This is a genomic window from Pseudoalteromonas pernae (assembly GCF_039831865.1).
In the GTDB taxonomy this organism is placed as follows: Bacteria; Pseudomonadota; Gammaproteobacteria; order Enterobacterales; family Alteromonadaceae; genus Pseudoalteromonas; species Pseudoalteromonas pernae.
In genome coordinates this window covers 827,362-844,408 of sequence record NZ_JBDODM010000001.1, presented here as the reverse complement: position 1 = coordinate 844,408, position 17,047 = coordinate 827,362, and the positions used below count along the sequence as shown (strand labels likewise).

The 17,047-nt window shown below is 45.2% G+C and carries 16 protein-coding genes; 12 read left to right on the top strand and 4 right to left on the bottom strand.

The window, feature by feature from the left end:
• Positions 1–102 precede the first annotated feature (102 nt).
• From V1358_RS03675 to V1358_RS03660, 4 genes are read left to right on the top strand one after another with little or no spacing between them, the layout of a single operon-like run.
• The gene (locus V1358_RS03675; protein ID WP_347388914.1) at positions 103–750 is read left to right on the top strand and encodes a methylamine utilization protein; all 648 of its coding nucleotides are present in this window, start codon (positions 103–105) and stop codon (positions 748–750) included.
• A complete protein-coding gene (locus V1358_RS03670) occupies positions 740–3,061 on the top strand; it encodes a bifunctional diguanylate cyclase/phosphodiesterase (RefSeq protein WP_347392626.1) in 2,322 nt (773 codons plus the stop codon). The genes V1358_RS03675 and V1358_RS03670 overlap by 11 nt, the downstream gene beginning before the upstream one ends.
• On the top strand, positions 3,045–3,869 hold the full coding sequence (locus V1358_RS03665) for a DUF3034 family protein (protein WP_347392625.1): 825 nt from the start codon (positions 3,045–3,047) through the stop codon (positions 3,867–3,869). The genes V1358_RS03670 and V1358_RS03665 overlap by 17 nt, the downstream gene beginning before the upstream one ends.
• Positions 3,869–4,297 (top strand): group I truncated hemoglobin, encoded by a 429-nt coding sequence (locus V1358_RS03660; RefSeq protein WP_347392624.1) that lies wholly within the window; start codon positions 3,869–3,871, stop codon positions 4,295–4,297. The genes V1358_RS03665 and V1358_RS03660 overlap by 1 nt, the downstream gene beginning before the upstream one ends.
• A gap of 30 nt (positions 4,298–4,327) precedes the next feature.
• On the opposite strand, the gene V1358_RS03655 is transcribed toward V1358_RS03660, so the two are convergent.
• Positions 4,328–5,257, bottom strand: a complete 930-nt coding sequence (locus tag V1358_RS03655; protein ID WP_347388918.1) for a sodium-dependent bicarbonate transport family permease — start codon at positions 5,255–5,257, stop codon at positions 4,328–4,330.
• A gap of 2 nt (positions 5,258–5,259) precedes the next feature.
• Entirely contained in the window at positions 5,260–5,478 is a 219-nt protein-coding gene (locus V1358_RS03650; protein WP_347392623.1) for a hypothetical protein, read from the bottom strand.
• Positions 5,479–5,586: 108 nt separating this feature from the next.
• On the opposite strand from V1358_RS03650, the gene V1358_RS03645 reads away from it, so the two are divergent.
• The gene (locus tag V1358_RS03645; protein ID WP_347392622.1) at positions 5,587–6,522 is read left to right on the top strand and encodes a LysR family transcriptional regulator; all 936 of its coding nucleotides are present in this window, start codon (positions 5,587–5,589) and stop codon (positions 6,520–6,522) included.
• A gap of 49 nt (positions 6,523–6,571) precedes the next feature.
• On the opposite strand, the gene V1358_RS03640 is transcribed toward V1358_RS03645, so the two are convergent.
• Positions 6,572–7,618 (bottom strand): NAD(P)-dependent alcohol dehydrogenase, encoded by a 1,047-nt coding sequence (locus tag V1358_RS03640; RefSeq protein WP_347392621.1) that lies wholly within the window; start codon positions 7,616–7,618, stop codon positions 6,572–6,574.
• Between the two features lie 293 nt (positions 7,619–7,911).
• On the opposite strand from V1358_RS03640, the gene V1358_RS03635 reads away from it, so the two are divergent.
• Together V1358_RS03635 and V1358_RS03630 are read left to right on the top strand one after the other, a co-directional pair.
• Positions 7,912–8,793: an N-acetylmuramidase family protein gene (locus V1358_RS03635; RefSeq protein WP_347392620.1), complete on the top strand. Its 882-nt coding sequence runs from the start codon at positions 7,912–7,914 to the stop codon at positions 8,791–8,793.
• 220 nt (positions 8,794–9,013) lie between these two features.
• Positions 9,014–10,084 carry a GGDEF domain-containing protein gene (locus V1358_RS03630; RefSeq protein WP_347392619.1) on the top strand — a complete coding sequence of 357 codons (1,071 nt, stop codon included), beginning with the start codon at positions 9,014–9,016 and terminating at the stop codon, positions 10,082–10,084.
• 86 nt (positions 10,085–10,170) lie between these two features.
• On the opposite strand, the gene V1358_RS03625 is transcribed toward V1358_RS03630, so the two are convergent.
• On the bottom strand, positions 10,171–12,351 hold the full coding sequence (locus V1358_RS03625; protein ID WP_347388928.1) for a S8 family serine peptidase: 2,181 nt from the start codon (positions 12,349–12,351) through the stop codon (positions 10,171–10,173).
• An 816-nt stretch (positions 12,352–13,167) separates the two neighbouring features.
• Here V1358_RS03625 and V1358_RS03620 point away from each other — a divergent pair.
• The 5 genes from V1358_RS03620 to V1358_RS03600 all read left to right on the top strand — a co-directional run bounded on the left by V1358_RS03620 (position 13,168) and on the right by V1358_RS03600 (position 17,036).
• The gene (locus V1358_RS03620; RefSeq protein WP_347392618.1) at positions 13,168–14,499 is read left to right on the top strand and encodes a DUF3472 domain-containing protein; all 1,332 of its coding nucleotides are present in this window, start codon (positions 13,168–13,170) and stop codon (positions 14,497–14,499) included.
• Positions 14,500–14,893: 394 nt separating this feature from the next.
• Positions 14,894–15,079 (top strand): hypothetical protein, encoded by a 186-nt coding sequence (locus V1358_RS03615; RefSeq protein WP_347392617.1) that lies wholly within the window; start codon positions 14,894–14,896, stop codon positions 15,077–15,079.
• A gap of 175 nt (positions 15,080–15,254) precedes the next feature.
• Positions 15,255–15,809, top strand: a complete 555-nt coding sequence (locus tag V1358_RS03610) for a hypothetical protein (protein WP_347392616.1) — start codon at positions 15,255–15,257, stop codon at positions 15,807–15,809.
• Positions 15,810–15,837: 28 nt separating this feature from the next.
• Positions 15,838–16,380 (top strand): hypothetical protein, encoded by a 543-nt coding sequence (locus V1358_RS03605; protein ID WP_347392615.1) that lies wholly within the window; start codon positions 15,838–15,840, stop codon positions 16,378–16,380.
• A gap of 182 nt (positions 16,381–16,562) precedes the next feature.
• A complete protein-coding gene (locus tag V1358_RS03600; RefSeq protein ID WP_347392614.1) occupies positions 16,563–17,036 on the top strand; it encodes a VOC family protein in 474 nt (157 codons plus the stop codon).
• Positions 17,037–17,047: the final 11 nt, after the last annotated feature.

Here is a 17,047-nt window from a genome sequence, read left to right as displayed (position 1 = left end):
TCGCTTTTTACTGTTCCTACGTCTCACTTCATTAGACAGTCCTACAGAGTATGGCTATGCTTAGATGAGTTATTTGCTTGCCGATGAAACACAACTAACATAATGAAAAAAATAATAATATTTGTCGCTACGCTGTCCTTATTATTACCTTTGGGTAGTGAAGCAAAAACCTTGATTACCGTTGTAGATCAACAAGGGCAACCTTTAGCGGATGCGATTATCGAGCTGCAGAGCGAGACTGTCGTCCCAGCTCAGCCCGACTCTTCACCCTTAGTGATGGACCAAGTCGATAAATCATTTGCCCCGCATGTGCTGCTGGTGGGTAAAAGTTCTTTGGTACAGTTTCCCAATAGTGATGATATTCGTCATCACGTTTATTCTTTCTCGCAAGCAAAGCCTTTTGAATTAAAGCTGTATGCGGGTCAGCCGAAAGAGCCTGTTCGCTTCGAAACTAATGGCGTGGTGGTATTGGGCTGCAATATTCACGATGCCATGGTTGGATATATCTATGTTCACGAGCACCCAGCTTACAAAACGGATTCACAGGGGCAAGTTTGGATTGACGATGACACCGCCTTAGGAGCTGCTGTGTGGCTATGGCACCCAAGAGCGAAAGCGGGAGTAGAAAAACGTCAAGTCGTGGCTGTTTCTTCACTTTCAAAAACGGAAAAAGGGTATCAGGCTGTGATAGATGTGCAGCCAGCCCAAGCAAGAGATAGCTTCGAAGACGTATTTACTAATGCTCAATAAGCTCAGTTTCAAAGCGCAAATTACATGGTTGGCCACAGGGTTAATCTTGCTCACTATCGTGGTGCTTACGGCCAATTACTTCATTAAAACAGCCCACTACATCGAACAGCAAGTGCAAAAGCAAATGCAGGTCGCTGGCAACGTTCTACAACAAACTATTTTGCAGCAAGAACAGGTACTCAGTACCTCCGCGAGTGTGCTTGCAGCCGACTTTGGTTTCAAGCAAGCCGTCGCCACACGCGACCAAGGCACCATTGAGAGCGCGCTACTTAATCATGGTAAGCGTATCAATGCAGATTTGATAATGCTTACGGATCTTGATGGTGAATCGGTCGCCATCAGTACCAATGGCCGCGAGCTTCCAGAGGACCTTACCCCCTATGTTAGCCAATTACCGCTGCGAGCGGGATACGCGCAAATACTGAGTATTGAAAACAATGTGTACCAAGTGATTGTGGTGCCAGTAAAGGCACCGCGCATCATCGCCTATGCTTACATCGGCTTTATGTTTGATAAACGCGCCCTTGAACAACTCAAGGAAGTATCGTCCGTTGATGTGACGTTGGTCAGTGATGGGGTCATTGTTGAGTCAAGTTTTGCTGCTCCAAGCGCCGATATGCTATTAGCCAATAACGCGAGTACGAGTCCGTTTGAGCTACTGCTCTCTGACGATGAGTTTTTCCATCAGCGAGAGCCTTTTGCCAATTCCAATGAAGTTGTGGCCATCCTCTCTGCACCACTTAACGAGATTCATCGTGACTTTAACCAGCTGATTTACGCCACATTTTTGGGTGCACTTGTGGTACTCCTTATTGCGGTCGGATTGTCAGGGTGGTTGTCGCGCAGCATTACCATGCCGCTAAAAAGCCTACTGCGTTTAACCAAAGAGATCACCGATGGTAACTTGCAAGTGCCCGAACCTAGACAAGCGTTACCCAGAGAGTTTAAAGCTCTCTACAGTGGCTTTTCTACCATGGGTCATGCCATTGAAAATCGTGAATCTAAAATTAAATATCAGGCTGAGCGTGACTTGCTAACAGGCTTGTTTAACCGCCCTAAGTTCTTAGAAGAGCTGGATTGTTATTTAAAAGAAAACTTATATGTCGCGTTAGTGAACGTGAACGTAAAAGGCTTTAAGGGCCTCAATGACACCATTGGTGTAGCCAACGGCGACAAGTTGCTAGTTGAAATTGCCGCACGTTTAAGTGTGTTTTGTGATAAGGGCGATGTAGAGCAACCGATTCTAACATCGCGTACCAGTGGCGATGATTTCCTATTGGCCATTCCAATTAAGAACCTCGATCACCTTAGTGTGCTTTGCTCGCTATTACGTGCTGAACTTGAACGACCTTTCTGGCTTGAAGAAATTAATCTGCTGTTGAGCTTTTACTACGGCATCGCGAACTCGCAAGAAGACGGCAAAGATGCAGAAAAGCTCGTACGTCGGGTAACGATGGCTGCGTCAATGGCTGTTACCGAGCAGGTTGTGATGCGTCATTATAAACAAGGCGAAGATGAAGCGTATTTGCTCAAGCTGCGACTTATTGAGGAGTTAAAGCAAGCGTTGGAAGCACGCGAGAGCCCCTTGTTTTTGAATTATCAACCCAAGTTAAACTTGCAAACAGGTGAGGTCGATAAATTAGAAGCATTGATCCGTTGGGTTAACAAAGAAGGGGAGTTTGTTAACCCTGAAATGTTCGTGGGTTTGGCGGAAAAATCAGGCTTGATTGTGACCTTAACGCAATGGGTCATTCGCCGCGTGATCATGCAGGTAGCGCAATGGAATGAGCAGGGTTATCACTTTAATGTGTCGATTAACTTGTCGGCTCAAGATATTCAGGCAACAGGATTTGTGGGCTACTTGCTTGATACTGTGGGTGAATTTTCAGTCTCTGCGAAACAGATCATTTTAGAGCTGACCGAGCGTGATATCGCCGATAACGAAGCCTTGATAATTTCACGCTTGTCGCATCTTAAATCGCTTGGTTTTGAGGTGTCTGTAGACGATTACGGTATTGGTCAATCATCGTTGGCGAAGCTCAAAACCTTGCCTGTTGATGAGCTCAAAATAGATAAATGCTTTATCCTCAATTTGGACAAATGTGCAGAGGATCAAGACATTGTTTCTTCTACCGTAGAGCTTGGTCATAAGCTGGGTCTGCGGGTTGTTGCCGAAGGTGTGGAAACGGAGCAAAGCCTCGCGCTATTAAAATCATATAAGTGCGATTACGCCCAAGGATATTACTTATCTCGGCCGTTAAAGCCGGAACAACTAATTCAATGGTACAGTGACTATGAAAAGACTAGCTAGTGCAGCCTGTATTCTTTTGATGCCATTTTTGTGTCATGCAAATGGCAAAATATTGGCCACCCCTGGAGTTTCGCAGGTGGAAGGTTCCGCTGGTGGCGGACTTGTGCCATGGGCACAACTTGCCGGCTATGCCACCGAAGATGAGTGGGCACTATCTGGCTATTGTTCCCGCGCATCTGTTGATGATTTTCAGCTTGATAGCTGCGGCGTACAGGGCAATTTATTTGACCGCGTTGAGCTATCCTATGCTGAACAACGATTCGATGTTGACCCGCTAAATATCACCCTAAAGCAGTCTATCTCAGGGGTTAAAGTGCGTCTTTATGGTGATGTGGTGTATAGCACCTGGCCGCAAATCTCGTTGGGCGCACAACATAAACGTTTAGACACCGCGGACATCGCGTTTGCAGTCGGTGCCAAAGACGATTCAGGTACTGATGTCTATTTGGCTGCCAGCAAACTGCATTTAGGCATGGTTGCTGGGTATAACTTCTTGTGGAATGCCACTTTGCGATATACCGAAGCCAATGAAATGGGGTTACTTGGATTTGGTGGTGGCCAAGGAAATGGCTCAATTCAATCTGAGCTCTCTGCTGCGGTATTGTTGAATCAGCATCTGGCTGTAGGTGTTGAGTACCGACAAAAACCTAACAATCTGGGTCTAGGCGAGGATGATTGGCGAGATGTGTTTATTGCTTGGTTTCCCAATAAGCATATCAGTGTCACCGCAGCGTATGTGCAACTTGGTGCCATTGCCGCTGTGCCGGATCAACAAGGCTGGTATTTATCAGTAGTGGGGTATTACTAATGCGAGCATTCAACCGATATCTATTGATGGTCTTAAGTGTGACGGCGCTATTGGGATGCGCGTCAAAGCCACAGCCAAGCATCTATCAAGCGCTGGGTGAAAAACAAGGAATTGAATCGATCACTGATTCTTTTATAAAGCAAATAGCAAAAGACGAAGCCATTTTCCCTTATTTCGCTAAATCCAGTGTGAGTCACTTTCGCCAAGGCTTTATTACCCACCTATGCGCTGCTACGGGCGGCCCTTGTGAATACGAAGGCGATAGCATGGTCGATATCCATACGGGCATGAACATCAACGAAGCAGATTTCAATCGTGTGGTCGAGTTGCTTATTATCGCCCTAGAAGAAAACGATGTGGATTATCCCACCCAAAACCGCTTGTTAAAAATGCTCGCACCGATGCGTCCTCAAGTGATGGGAATTTGAAGCCCTGTTCAGGGCTTCTAATATGCAGGGTTAGGCAACATGCTGTGCAAGTGCGATAAAAAACGGCACTGCAAACAATACATTAAACGGGAAGGTTATCCCTAACGAGGCGGTGATAGACATGCCCGCATTCGCCTCGGGTAGGCTTTCTTTCATCGCTGCGGGCACAGCAATGTAGGAGCAACTCGCACCGAGTACAGCCATCAGTGCGATACCACCTGCGCTTAAGTCCATCGCTATACCCAACCCTGTGCCAGCAAGGCCGCCTATTATCGGCATGAGAATACCAAAGCTAATTAAAAACAGGCTATTGCGCTTAAGTGTAGCCAGCTGTTCACCGGCGACGAGGCCCATCTTCAATAGGAACAGCGCCAAAATGCCAGAGAATAATTCGATAAAGAAGGGGGCCAACTTAGTAACACTCGAGCCGCCAAAGTAACCAATGACTAGACTACCCAGCATCAGTAAGATGCTTTGGTTAGCAATGAGTTCTTTTTTAATAAAATGCCCATCAATTTGTTTCAGACTACCGCGGGCGAGCACTAATCCCACCAAGATTGCAGGCATTTCCAATAACACGACAAACAGCGGGAAGTAAGCTTCGTAGCTGATATTACTAGCCTCTAACAAGGCTACTGCAACCGCATAGGTTGCTACACTCACCGAACCATAGTGTGCAGCGATTGCACCAGCGTTTATCTTGTCTAGTTGACCAAAGTAACGAAGGATTGGAAAGGCGATTAACGGTAATAGCAGACCAAACGCGACCACTGCTACCGACATACCAACTAATGCAGGGTCAATGTGTTCTTGGAGCGCTAGGCCCCCTTTAAGACCGATGGCTATCATTAAGAACATGCTCAGAGACTTGTATAAGCCGTCGGGGAAGGGCAGCTTGGCACCTAAAATTTGGGCAACAACACCGAGAATGAAAAAGGCGACAACAGCGTCTATAACCATGACTACTTCTCTCCAACAGGGTCGTTAAGGCGAACATTGGCGCGGTTGTGTTGTTTGCTGGAGAATATGCTTTTAGCTTTATTACCCACAGTGAATGCTAATAACCCGGTCGCTACCAAGGCAAATCCATGAGAATCGTAGCCAATTTGTTGTCCTATAAGGCTTACTCCGAGTAATACCAAACTGGTCACAATAGAAAATACTAATTCACGGTTAGTCATGTTTTTCCTCCTCAAGATTTTGGAGAAGTTTACATTTCATACTTGATAGATAAAAATAGATATTAATTAGTTTTAATATAGATAAAAGTCTATTTTGTTGAGGTGGCAATGGCATCACGTTTACATGCCCATATTGGTACATTTAGGCAATTAGAAATCTTATTGGCACTGTACGAGGGTGGCAGTGTGAAAGCCGCTGCGGAAACCTTGTTTCTTACTCAGCCGACAGTGTCTATGCAGTTGAAGAAACTCAGTGAAGCAATTGGATTTCCGCTTTATCAGCAAGTGGGTCGTAAGCTTAAATTCACTGATGCGGGTATTGCCACAGTGCAAACCGCACGACAAGTACTGCAAAGTTGTGAAGAGCTGGATATGCGACTCTCTAACCTACGTGGGTTAACGTCGGGTACGCTGCGCTTAGCTTGCGCAACTACCGCAAAATACTTCATTCCACATCTACTTGGGCCCTTTTGTGAGCGCTACCCGGGGATAGATATTCAGTTTACCGTTGCTAACCGCCAGCAAGTGATTGAACGTTTTGAGCAAGGGTTAGATGACTTTTATGTGTTCAGCCATTTACCACAAGGGCTGGCAATTGAAGTACGTGAGTTTATGCCTAACGATCTCGTTGCTATTGCACCTGCAGCGCACCCACTGACAAAGCAAAAGAAGGTGTCATTAGAGGAGTTTTGCCAGGCCGGATTTTTAATTCGTGAGCAAGGCTCTGGCACGCGCTTCGCGACAGAAACATTCTTTAAAGAGCATGATATTCAACCCAATATCAAAATGACCATCGCCAGTAATGAGGCCATCATTCACTCGGTTTTATCAGGGCTCGGGGTCTCTATTTTATCAGCCCACACGCTCGCATTTGGCGAAATTTATGGCGTGAAAGTAGTGAATGTTGAGTCACTGCCGATTAAGACCAAATGGTCGTTTTCATGGCTCAAAGGGCAAACACTCTCACCCATAGCACAGGTGTTTTTGGAATATGTGGAAACCGAAGGTCAGGCGATGATGCACCAAGCATTGCAGGGTAAGTAGAGATTACAAATGAAGGAGATACGAGCGTTTGGCTCGCATCTCACTAGGTTTAAAACGATGATTTTTGCATATCAATAACAAAGCGATAATGCACATCAGCGCGCTTTAGGCGCTCAAACGCTTCATTTATTTGTTCCATGGTGATCATTTCCACCTCTGGCAAAATGTTAAAGCGGGCGCAGAAATCGAGCATTTCTTGTGTTTCAGCAATGCCACCAATCAGTGACGCGGCGATACGGCGACGACCCATGACCATGGGCATGGTGTTGAACTCAGCCATTGGACCCACTTGGCCAACTAGCGTGAGGGTACCGTCCACTTTGAGTAGTGGAATGTGGGGTGTGAGGTCATGTTTTACTGGCACGGTATCGATAATAAGGTCAAACGTACTGGCAGCCTGTTCCATACTCTGCTCATCATTCGACAATAAGAATGCATCCGCTCCTAGCTCCATCGCGTCGGCTTTTTTACTCTGTGAGCGACTCAAGACCGTGACATGTGCACCCATAGCTACAGCCAGCTTAATAGCCATATGACCAAGGCCACCCATACCTACAACGGCAACCGTGCTGCCTGGGCCTACATCCCAAGTGCGCAGTGGTGAATAGGTGGTGATACCGGCACACAGTAGCGGTGCCGCTTTGGCTAAATCAAGTGATTCAGGTACACGTAAAACGAACTCTTCACGCACAATCACGTTTTTCGCATAACCGCCTTTGGTCAGCTCTTGGGTGTGCCTATCTGGGCTGTTATACGTTTGTGTAAAACCTTCTTCACAGAATTGTTCCTCACCGCTGTGACAATGGGTACATTGCTGACAGCTGTCCACCATACAGCCTACAGCAACATGATCACCTTTTTTGTAGCGGTTTACTTTAGCGCCCACATCAATAACGCGGCCAACAATTTCATGCCCCGGAACGATTGGGTAAACAGTCCATCCCCAGTCATTTTTGGCCATGTGTAAATCGCTGTGGCATACGCCGCTGTATAGAATCTCAATTGCTACATCGTCATCGCGCAGTGCACGGCATTCATATTCATAACTGGTAAGTTCGCTTTGCGCTGATTGCGCGGCGTATCCTTTTGTTTTCATGTTGCCTCCAATAGATTTAGGCAGCATGTTGCTACCTAAGGATGCTTCAAATTATAGATTGGCATTGAAACATTGACTGGGTTTCTCAGCTGAAATGAACTCAATGTGGGTTAAGGCAGAGCTACAAAACCTTAGTGTCAAGATAATGTAAAAAAATGTTAATAACTTGATCTTTCCCTGGGTAGGGTCAAGTATTGAAACCATGAGCCACGGATGTTCGCTAGTCGCGTGCTTCGGTTACCAGTCGATGATATTCAAATTCGATTCGGTACTTACATCATCAAGGAAAGCTCATGAACATTACTCACAGTGTTGGCATCGGTGGTGTCAACAATCGAGACGACGTCATCGCGGTGCAAACTGCACTCAACGCGCTTAGTGACACACTTCCATCCATGAACAAGCTGGCTGTTGATGGCTCGCTGGGGCAAACGCCTGCAAGCTCAAACACGGTTGCGGCTATCCAGTTATTTCAGCGCGATGTTGTGGGTATGACCAACCCTGATGGCCGTATTGATGTAGGCGGGCGCACACAGCAAATGATCAATCTAAAGCTGTCCCAGTTCGAAGGGGCGAATAGTTATGCATTGCCCATCCCACACCCGAGCGTATTACTTTCTGATCAAGATTATCAACAAATTGCCGCTCACCTTGGCTGTGAGGTCGCGGCTATCAAAGCGGTGGCCAGCGTCGAAAGTGCAGGTAATGCTTTCTTCGCAGATTGGCGCCCGAAAATGCTTTTTGAAGCGCATATATTCTCGCGGCAAACTAATCATCAATACGACAGTCAGTTCCCGCAAATATCGAGTCCCAAATGGGATAAGTCTTTGTATCTAGGTGGTGAGCGAGAATATCAACGCCTTGCGGCGGCGATGACGTTGAATCCCGAAGCGGCGCTTCGTTCTGCATCATGGGGGCGCTTTCAAATTATGGGCTTTAACAGCCAGTTATGCGGATATGGCACGGTTAAACAGTTTGTCAAAGGCATGTTTAGTTCAGAGCGGGAGCACTTAAATGCGTTTGTGGGGTTTATTCAGCGCAACAATATAGTGCGTTATCTGGTTGCGAAAAACTGGGCGGCTTTTGCACGCGCATATAACGGCCCCGGCTATGCCCAAAATAGTTACGATGAAAAAATGGCCAGCGCATACAGTAAATTTATTCAGCATCAATAATATAAGTTACTGAAAGTTCACTATATGGGTACTTTGTACCCTTATGGTTTACATATATAAGAAAAAGCTTATGTTTTTTGATCTTTAGCAAAGGATTCGCTAAAGCCACTATTGCACAACCCTACTTTTGACCTAAATTTAAATGAATGGAGTGCACGTTAATCCTCTACAACGTTTGCATAAACGCATGGATAGTGTCTAGTTTGTCAGAAGGGCCAGTATGAGAAGAACCGATACCACGCTGCTTGAGCAGATGCAGATCAGTGATGTTGATATCGTTAATCGAAAAGAGCTTTTAGGTTTAACCGATGATTGCTTCAGACTGCTTGCCAATCAACGATTTTTAATCGAAGAGAAAGTCGATGAAGTCGTGGATGAATTCTATCTACGACAAACAGAAATCGATGAAATCTCACTCTTGATTGGTGACGCCGACACCTTAACTCGCCTTAGGAATGCGCAGCGAAAATACATTGTTGACCTGTTCGCAGGTAATTACGACAGTGAGTATGTGAATAACCGTTTGCGTATCGGTATGGTGCATAAACGCATTGGGGTGGAGCCAAAGCTTTATTTGTCCGCGGTGCGCTCGCTTAAAGAGCTTATTGTAGAGGTGCTCAGGGAGAATATCACCCAAGAAGCGACCTTAACAGAAACCCTCAAAGCACTTGATAACCTGTTTTATTTTGACACTACTTTGGTATTTGATACCTATATCGGTAGCTTAGTTGGAGAAATCGAAACTGCGAAGCGCAAAACGGAAGCCTACGCGGAAAGTTTGGAACAAAAAGTTGCTGAACGTACGAAGCAACTTGAGGAATTGGCCAAACAAGACCCAATCACCGGCTTGTACAATCAGCGGGCTATGCGCGATGTACTTAAGCGGGAAGTCGCCATGCTCAAGCGCAATAACAGCAAGTTGTCGCTGATTTATTTTGACGTGGATAATTTCAAAGAGGTTAATGACAAACAAGGTCACATAAAGGGTGACGAAGTGCTTAAGTATTTGTCGCAGATAATGATGGCGTCCTTACGCGAAGTCGATGTGCCGTGCCGTTATGGTGGTGACGAATTTTGTATTATCTTGCCTGATTGCGATATAGAAAATGCAGAAGTGATTTGTGAGCGTATTATCAACAAGTTTATGCAAACTTATAAAGACTTGTCGCTGAGCGTGGGCATTGTCGAAGTGACGAAAGACGATAATCCAGACATAGATATGATGATAAAAGAAGCCGACAATAAGATGTATGAAGCGAAGAAATTTGAAGGCTCAAAAATTATCGCCTAATCGTGCCTAGCGTTATTTTCGTACCAACATAAAAATGCCGGTCAGTAGGGACCGGCATTTTGGTGTCAAGTGTGTGACCTTCTAAATTAGAAGATAACAGTCACACTTGATGAGCAGTTAGATGTACCTGCTTCGCAGATAGAGTAAGAGTACGTTGCGCCACCTTTAGCATTGATTGCGTCAGTGTATGCGCCATCGTTTGCTGTTGTAGCAACTACTGAACCATTACGGTAGATATCAACATTGGCAGTGCTTGCGCCGCTCCATGTAAGGTCTACACGATGACGACCTTTCACTTTGTAGCCATTTGCAGATAGGTCGATGTTACCGCCTGTGCTGCCACTGCTTACGCTTACTGTTTGGCTAGAGCTATCAGTTTGGCCCACAGTGTCTGTTACTGTTAGCGTTACTGTGTATGAACCATCCGCTGCAAACGTGTGGCTTGGGTTTTGCGCTGTGCTAGTGTTGCCATCGCCAAAGTTCCAAGAGTAGCTTGCTACGCCATTGTCATCTGAGCTGCCGTCGGTGAAATCACACGCTAGCGCTGAACATGAGTAGCTGAAATCAGCCGTTGGCGCAGTATCAGATGAACCACCGCCACAGCTTGAGTTCGCTAGGTAGTCGATAGCTGCTTGTGCTTTTACTAGACCGTAGCCCGTTTTCACGTCACGACCTGCAGCATCTAAATCTTCAGCTGTTACCGCAAGTGCGTTACGTACTTCTGACGCTGAACATGAAGTATGGTGTGACCACACTAAGGCTGCAACCGCACTCACGTGTGGAGTCGCCATTGATGTACCGTTGTAGTAATCCCAATCTTGACCATCAACTTTAGAAAGGCTCGCAGTTTGACCTGCTTTAGCTGCCAACTCTAGGCCCGTTGCACGGTCTACAGAAGCAGTTGGAATGCCTTGGATCTTGCCATTGAAATCAACCATGAATGGCGCTTGTAGGCCAGGGCGTGCAGCGTTACTGTATACGATGATACCTTCTGCACCTGCGTCAGCACATGCGTTTGCACCGCGGAATTCAGGGTATGCATTTTCAGTCGATGTTGAGCTATCACCTTGGTTTTCACCACGCTCAACTAAACAGATTTTGCCTGTCATATCGCCACAAGAGTACGAAGTACCTGTGGTTGTACACACGCCAAGAGCGCCGTTTGCAGAACCATTGTTACCGCTTGGGTCGAATGACAAACTGCTGTTGTAGAAAAGGTGAGGTACAACGCCATTTGCGAAGTAATCAGTGCCGCCAACGCTCAGCTGAGCTAGCTGACCATCACCTAAGCCAACGCTTGAAAGTACCGCTTCACCAGGACCTGCAAGTTCTACTTGGTTAGTACGCTGTGAGAAGTTTGCATGCATATTGCCTGAGTCTACCGCGGCAACTGACACTACGTCGTCGTACGATGCTGGGTAAGAGTGCGCTGTGTTACCGTCGTTACCTGCCGCTGCGATGCTTAGTACGCCTTGGCTGTAGTAGTTTGCAAACGCGTTCCCCTCGGTACGGCTACTGCCACCGCCACCTAGACTCATACTGATAACATCTGAGCCAGCAGCCACACAGTCATCCACTGCTGCAATTAGGCTTGAAGAGTAGCCCCAGCCAGCTTCATTAAATACTTTGATAATATGTAGGTTGATGTTGCCATTTGGCATTACACCCACAACACCAGAACCATTAGTGATACCTGCGATTGTGCCCGCTACGTGGGTACCGTGTGAACCGCCAGGAGTAGACCACTGACCTGTGCCAGAGTCGTTCGTACCTGACACCATGTTCGCATCCAAGTCTGAATGACGGATATCGTAACCAGAGTCGATGATACAAAGGGTGCGGTTACCCGCTAGGCTGTCTGAAACGATATCAGCTTCTACGCGGCTAATACCCCATGGTTCGACTTCAGTGGTATTTAGGTTTGTTGCCATAAGGTGACGTTTAACGTCAGCTTCTACGAATTCTACATTTGGGTTATTGCGTAAACCCTTCAACGCCGCAGCAGGGATTTCCATCGCGAAAGCATCGTGTTTAGCAAGGTCAACTTTGATCTCACCACCTAGCTTCTTCGCAAGGGCTTTTACAGACGCAGAGTTACCACGTGTGAATTTAACGATGACACGTTCTTTCGCTGCACCATTTGCTTTTACTTCTTTCGCGCCTTGCGCTTCAAAGTTAGGCTGCAGTGAAGTTGCTTGAGCAACACTAGAACCAAGGCCAAGTGCGAGTAATGTTGCTGAGGTTACGAGAGAGATTTTAGACTTCATAGTTAATACCTGTAATTAATTATTATGTTGTCGCTGTGCCTGAAACACAGTGGTATTGACGTTTGTCGGCGGGCACTAACTTTTGCACGGGTGCTCCGCTAAGGCCCCGTAATAAAAACACAGGTGTTAAAAAAATGAAACGAAAAAATTGTAAATTATGTGTATTGAAAACGGTTGTTGAATTGTTTTTCTTTTAATTTCAATTTTTTATGGTTTTATTTTTCATTTCTATAAATTAACAAAAAATATCAATGTGTGCAAAATTGTGACGCTTCCCTGTCAGGGGCTCAGCGTTGCTGTATGCACACAGCAAGACATAGGTTGTTATTGTTTCGCTCCACACACTCCCAAATGCGAATTTAAAGCTATTCATTAGGGCTGAGCATAGCCTAGTAATTGAATGTGCATTCCAACTTTCATATTGTTATGTTATTTGTTCTTTAGTTAATTGTTTTACGACTACTGGCGGCACAAAGGTATGCTTTTATAATGTTGATTAAATTTGCTTTTCTCTGTGGTCTTTTGCAGCTTTGGCTATAAATCCATGACGCTGGATTTTGACATTGAGAAATAAAGTGAAAGTTTCGGTATGTTATTTGTTGGTTTTTTCTTTCGTTGAATGTATATTTCTTAGCCTTGGTCTGTTTATATCCTTCCAAAAATTAAAACAAGGATGGGACCGTTTTGTTGGCTTACGTATGGGGAACCGGTGTGTTTGCACCCTGTTGTTAGTTGGCCTTGCGCGTAACCCTAATTTAAAAGCAATTGAGTGCTATCGAATTTGAAGTGAGTGGCGCTACTTAAACGAGTGAAGAAATGAAATCGAACCCTTTATCCCTTTCAAATACATTATCCTATGCGCTAGTGGGCGTGGCTTTCACACTTTTGGCAGGGTGCAATACCAAATCAGAGCAAACTCCTGAATTACATTACACATCACAAGTACCCGTAGGAGGAAACAGCTGGGTTGACGCAGAGATTGCACTCTCTGAAACCTTAGTGAGCGACAAAGGCGTAAGCGGATGGCGCAGTGAGCATGGCGCGTTAGCGACCTATTTTTATGTCTCCGAAGTGGGCGCTCTTGATTTGGGTATGCTCGCGCGCGTAACCGATAGGCCAGTAACTATTGATGTTACATTGGGCAAACAAAATCGCCGTATCGAAGTGAGCAATACTCAGATGGTACAAGTGCCTGTGGGTAAATTTGAAGTGCAAACCCCAGGCTACCAGAAAGTGATCATTTCAAGCCCAAGTAACGACAGTCACGCAATGCCAATCATCAGTGATTTACTTATTGGCGGCGAGGCAACGGCGGGCGAGACGTACTACGTAAAAGATGATTTTTATTGGGGGCGACGCGGCCCATCAGTGCATTTGCAATATCAAATGCCCGATGAGACACAAAATTATGAGTGGTTTTACAATGAAGTAACCGTGCCAGAAGGGCAAGATACACTCGGCTCTTATTACATGGCCAATGGCTTTGATGGCGGTTACTTTGGTATTCAAGTGAATTCTGACACTGAGCGTCGAGTACTGTTCTCTATTTGGAGCCCGTACACCACAGACAACCCACAAGCGATCCCACCCGAGTACCGTGTGGAGCTGCTGAAAAAGGGTGAGAATGTGCACGTTGGTGAGTTTGGCAACGAGGGCTCTGGTGGCCAAAGCTTTATGCGATATAACTGGGAAGCAGGCGTCACGTATGGCTTCTTAACCAAAATTACCCCGGTGGAAGGCACAGATAAGACCGACTTCACCGCCTACTTTTTTGACCCCAATGAGCAACAATGGCAGCTCATAGCTAGTTTTAGACGCCCAAAAACAACCACCTACTTGGCGGGAGCCTATTCTTTCTTAGAGAACTTCATGACAGGAGCAGGGCAGTTTGAACGTTTAGCTCAGTATGACAATCAATGGGTGAAAACCGCAAATGGCCCTTGGCAGGAAGTAACCTCAGCGCGTTTTACCTACGATGCAACCGCGCGTAAACAAGCACGCGTTGACTATCAAGGCGGTGTAAATGATGCAGGGTTCTACTTGAAGAATACGGGCTTTTTCTCTGAGCACACACCATACAATACAGTGCTGACACGCTTACCGCATGAAGTTGCGCCAGCAGTCAACCTTGAGTTATTGCCAGAGTAATAAGATAGAGCTGACCTGAGGGTCAGCTCAAAGCCAGAAGCGGACCTTTACATGTAACTCATTTGTGCCCCGAAACGAGTTAACGCAAATACTCTAAGGGCGGCTTTTAGGCAAAAGCTGGCCTTCATCCTTCCACCTAAATTACTGTTTATATATCCATGGTTATTGAGTTTCTTCCATAGTCAGGAAAACGACCCAATGGGGCGTTTTTGTCGTGTCCACATATAGCGCATGTAACTTAACTTCAACGCTGGTAAGTACTTCCTAAATTTGCTATCAATGTTCTAAGGACAAAAACGAGACAGATTGCGGCAGAAAAACGACCCAATCGCTCGATAATAAATTGTTAGGCAAAAATAAATTTACATCACTTAAATCAACCAAGGAGTATAAAATGTTAGAAGAATTCATAGGTAAAAAAGTAATAATAGTTGTGGGACCTCAGGGTGAAGAAACACAATATGGACTTACTGTTAAGGCTGTAGATGGTACGCTTATATCAGTGGAAAATTCACAGGGAGAAGTTAGAGTTATTAATACTGCATCAGCTAATTTCTTTGAGTTATCTATTCAAAGTTAAACCTCAATTACATTCATTTTATAGGCTTATCGCTACATTCATAATTAGTGGCGATTTTGCCTAACAAGAACTTCAAACGGAAAAAATACAGTTGGCTGTTTTCACTCAGTTCAACATTTTAGCCAGCCATATTTTTCCGCTTAAATAAGCGCTATGTATACAGACGTGATCGCAGATGTATCAGAAAATTATCGAAGAAATTGAGACTATTCAAAGGAGTAGAATTACTCCAATACAAGTGGCTAGAAATGGAAACACTTTAATAGAAGGTCCTGCCAAGCGTTGTGCTGGCCTCTATTTTTTCTACACGTCGTATTCACTGTCTGAATTGAAAAATTGTGGTGCCCCCCCTACAGCAAGCGCCGTTCCTATATCCAGTTTAGCTAAAAATATTGGCGCATTAGCGGGAATTAAACAGCAAGAAGATGATGGTTTTCGTCTTGTTTATAACGGTGTTGGTGGGTTTAGTGGTTCCAGTTACGACTTACGATCTAGGATATTGCAAGAAATATCATCAAATGATCCAAGGACGGGATCCTTGTGCATACGCCAAACCCCGTTGAATGATCTAGATAAATGGCGATTTTCTTACGTTATTTTACCAACATCAAACTTTGAGTCAGAAGTCGACCCTGATGTTGGAGAACAATGGGATTTCCAGACCGAAGCATTAAATCTTGAAATGTATTGGAGGTTACACTTAGGTTGGCCTCTGTTAAGCAGAAAGTAAACATAACGTTAGGCATTTGGGAGTAATTTTGAAGATTGGCGACATTGATATTGGCGAATTGAAACCAATCCCAGAATTAGAGTTGGGTGATGAAAAAGAAGTATTTGCATTTTATGGATTGGCATCATTCAATGCCCAATGTGCGGAAAAGTCTCTTGTAAATTTTGCAATGGGTTACAGGCTTGTTGATAACTCTGCTCTCAATCAAGAAGAATGGATTGAGATATATGATGGGTTAAATTCAAATACATTTGGACGCCTTCTTGGACAAGTAAAAAAACAAGTGGCACTAACTGATGAACTACTGGTACTTTTGAATACCTCGCTTAAAAAGCGTAACTGGCTTGCGCACGATTTCTTTTACGATTATGCCGTTCATATGTCTGATATTGATGGGCGCGTTGAGATGATAGAGGAACTTCAGAGCCTTATAAATCTCTTTCAAATAGCAGATTGTGTCATTGAAAAATTGAGTCAAAAAGTTTGGGAGCGATTTGGTATTAATGAGGAGTGGCTGCAAAGAGAAATGGAAAGCCAGTTTCGAGAATACCAATCAGCTAAAAATGCCTAAAAGAGCGTTGAAGATCTGCTTTTGGCTCAAAGCTGTCCTTCAGCTCTGAATTGTTTCTGTCCAAACACGCGCTGAAGTGGCCGTCCGCTCTTCGCTCATACCAGCCCGCAGCACTCAACGTTTATTTCTTCACCTTGCGCGACTACGCTTAGTAACTCAGTACACATCAAAGAGATAAGCGTATGACTACCTCAGCCATTCCTGCCGGATTTCATGCAATTACCCCGTATTTGATTATTGATGGGGCCACGCGGGCGATTGCATTTTACCAAGAGGTGTTCAATGCCCAGCTGGTGATGCAGATGCCCATGCCAGATGGTGGTGTTGCCCATGCGGAGATTAAAATTGGTGACTCACATTTAATGCTCTCAGACATGTGTCCCGAAGTGCATTTTCAAAGTCCGCATAAACTCGGTGGCACTCCCGTAAGCTTATTGCTGTACGTTGAAGATGTTGATCAGGTCTTTGCCAACGCTATTAAAGCAGGAGCCAAAGAAGTCAAAGCGGTGCACGACCAATTCTACGGTGACAGAGCAGGCACGCTTGAAGACCCATTTGGTCATGTTTGGACCATTGCGACGCACAAAGAAGATTTTAGTGAAGAAGAGCTGATGAAGCGTATGGAAGACTTTATGAGTCAACAGCAAGACGCCTAGGGTCTTGAGTC

Excerpts from the sequence above, each read along its gene's own strand:
- V1358_RS03675 (WP_347388914.1), top strand. The coding sequence starts at position 103 with ATGAAAAAAATAATAATATTTGTCGCTACGCTGTCCTTATTATTACCT.
- V1358_RS03670 (WP_347392626.1), top strand. The coding sequence starts at position 740 with ATGCTCAATAAGCTCAGTTTCAAAGCGCAAATTACATGGTTGGCCACA.
- V1358_RS03665 (WP_347392625.1), top strand. The coding sequence starts at position 3,045 with ATGAAAAGACTAGCTAGTGCAGCCTGTATTCTTTTGATGCCATTTTTG.
- V1358_RS03660 (WP_347392624.1), top strand. The coding sequence starts at position 3,869 with ATGCGAGCATTCAACCGATATCTATTGATGGTCTTAAGTGTGACGGCG.
- V1358_RS03655 (WP_347388918.1), bottom strand. The coding sequence starts at position 5,257 with ATGGTTATAGACGCTGTTGTCGCCTTTTTCATTCTCGGTGTTGTTGCC.
- V1358_RS03650 (WP_347392623.1), bottom strand. The coding sequence starts at position 5,478 with ATGACTAACCGTGAATTAGTATTTTCTATTGTGACCAGTTTGGTATTA.
- V1358_RS03645 (WP_347392622.1), top strand. The coding sequence starts at position 5,587 with ATGGCATCACGTTTACATGCCCATATTGGTACATTTAGGCAATTAGAA.
- V1358_RS03640 (WP_347392621.1), bottom strand. The coding sequence starts at position 7,618 with ATGAAAACAAAAGGATACGCCGCGCAATCAGCGCAAAGCGAACTTACC.
- V1358_RS03635 (WP_347392620.1), top strand. The coding sequence starts at position 7,912 with ATGAACATTACTCACAGTGTTGGCATCGGTGGTGTCAACAATCGAGAC.
- V1358_RS03630 (WP_347392619.1), top strand. The coding sequence starts at position 9,014 with ATGAGAAGAACCGATACCACGCTGCTTGAGCAGATGCAGATCAGTGAT.
- V1358_RS03625 (WP_347388928.1), bottom strand. The coding sequence starts at position 12,351 with ATGAAGTCTAAAATCTCTCTCGTAACCTCAGCAACATTACTCGCACTT.
- V1358_RS03620 (WP_347392618.1), top strand. The coding sequence starts at position 13,168 with ATGAAATCGAACCCTTTATCCCTTTCAAATACATTATCCTATGCGCTA.
- V1358_RS03615 (WP_347392617.1), top strand. The coding sequence starts at position 14,894 with ATGTTAGAAGAATTCATAGGTAAAAAAGTAATAATAGTTGTGGGACCT.
- V1358_RS03610 (WP_347392616.1), top strand. The coding sequence starts at position 15,255 with ATGTATCAGAAAATTATCGAAGAAATTGAGACTATTCAAAGGAGTAGA.
- V1358_RS03600 (WP_347392614.1), top strand. The coding sequence starts at position 16,563 with ATGACTACCTCAGCCATTCCTGCCGGATTTCATGCAATTACCCCGTAT.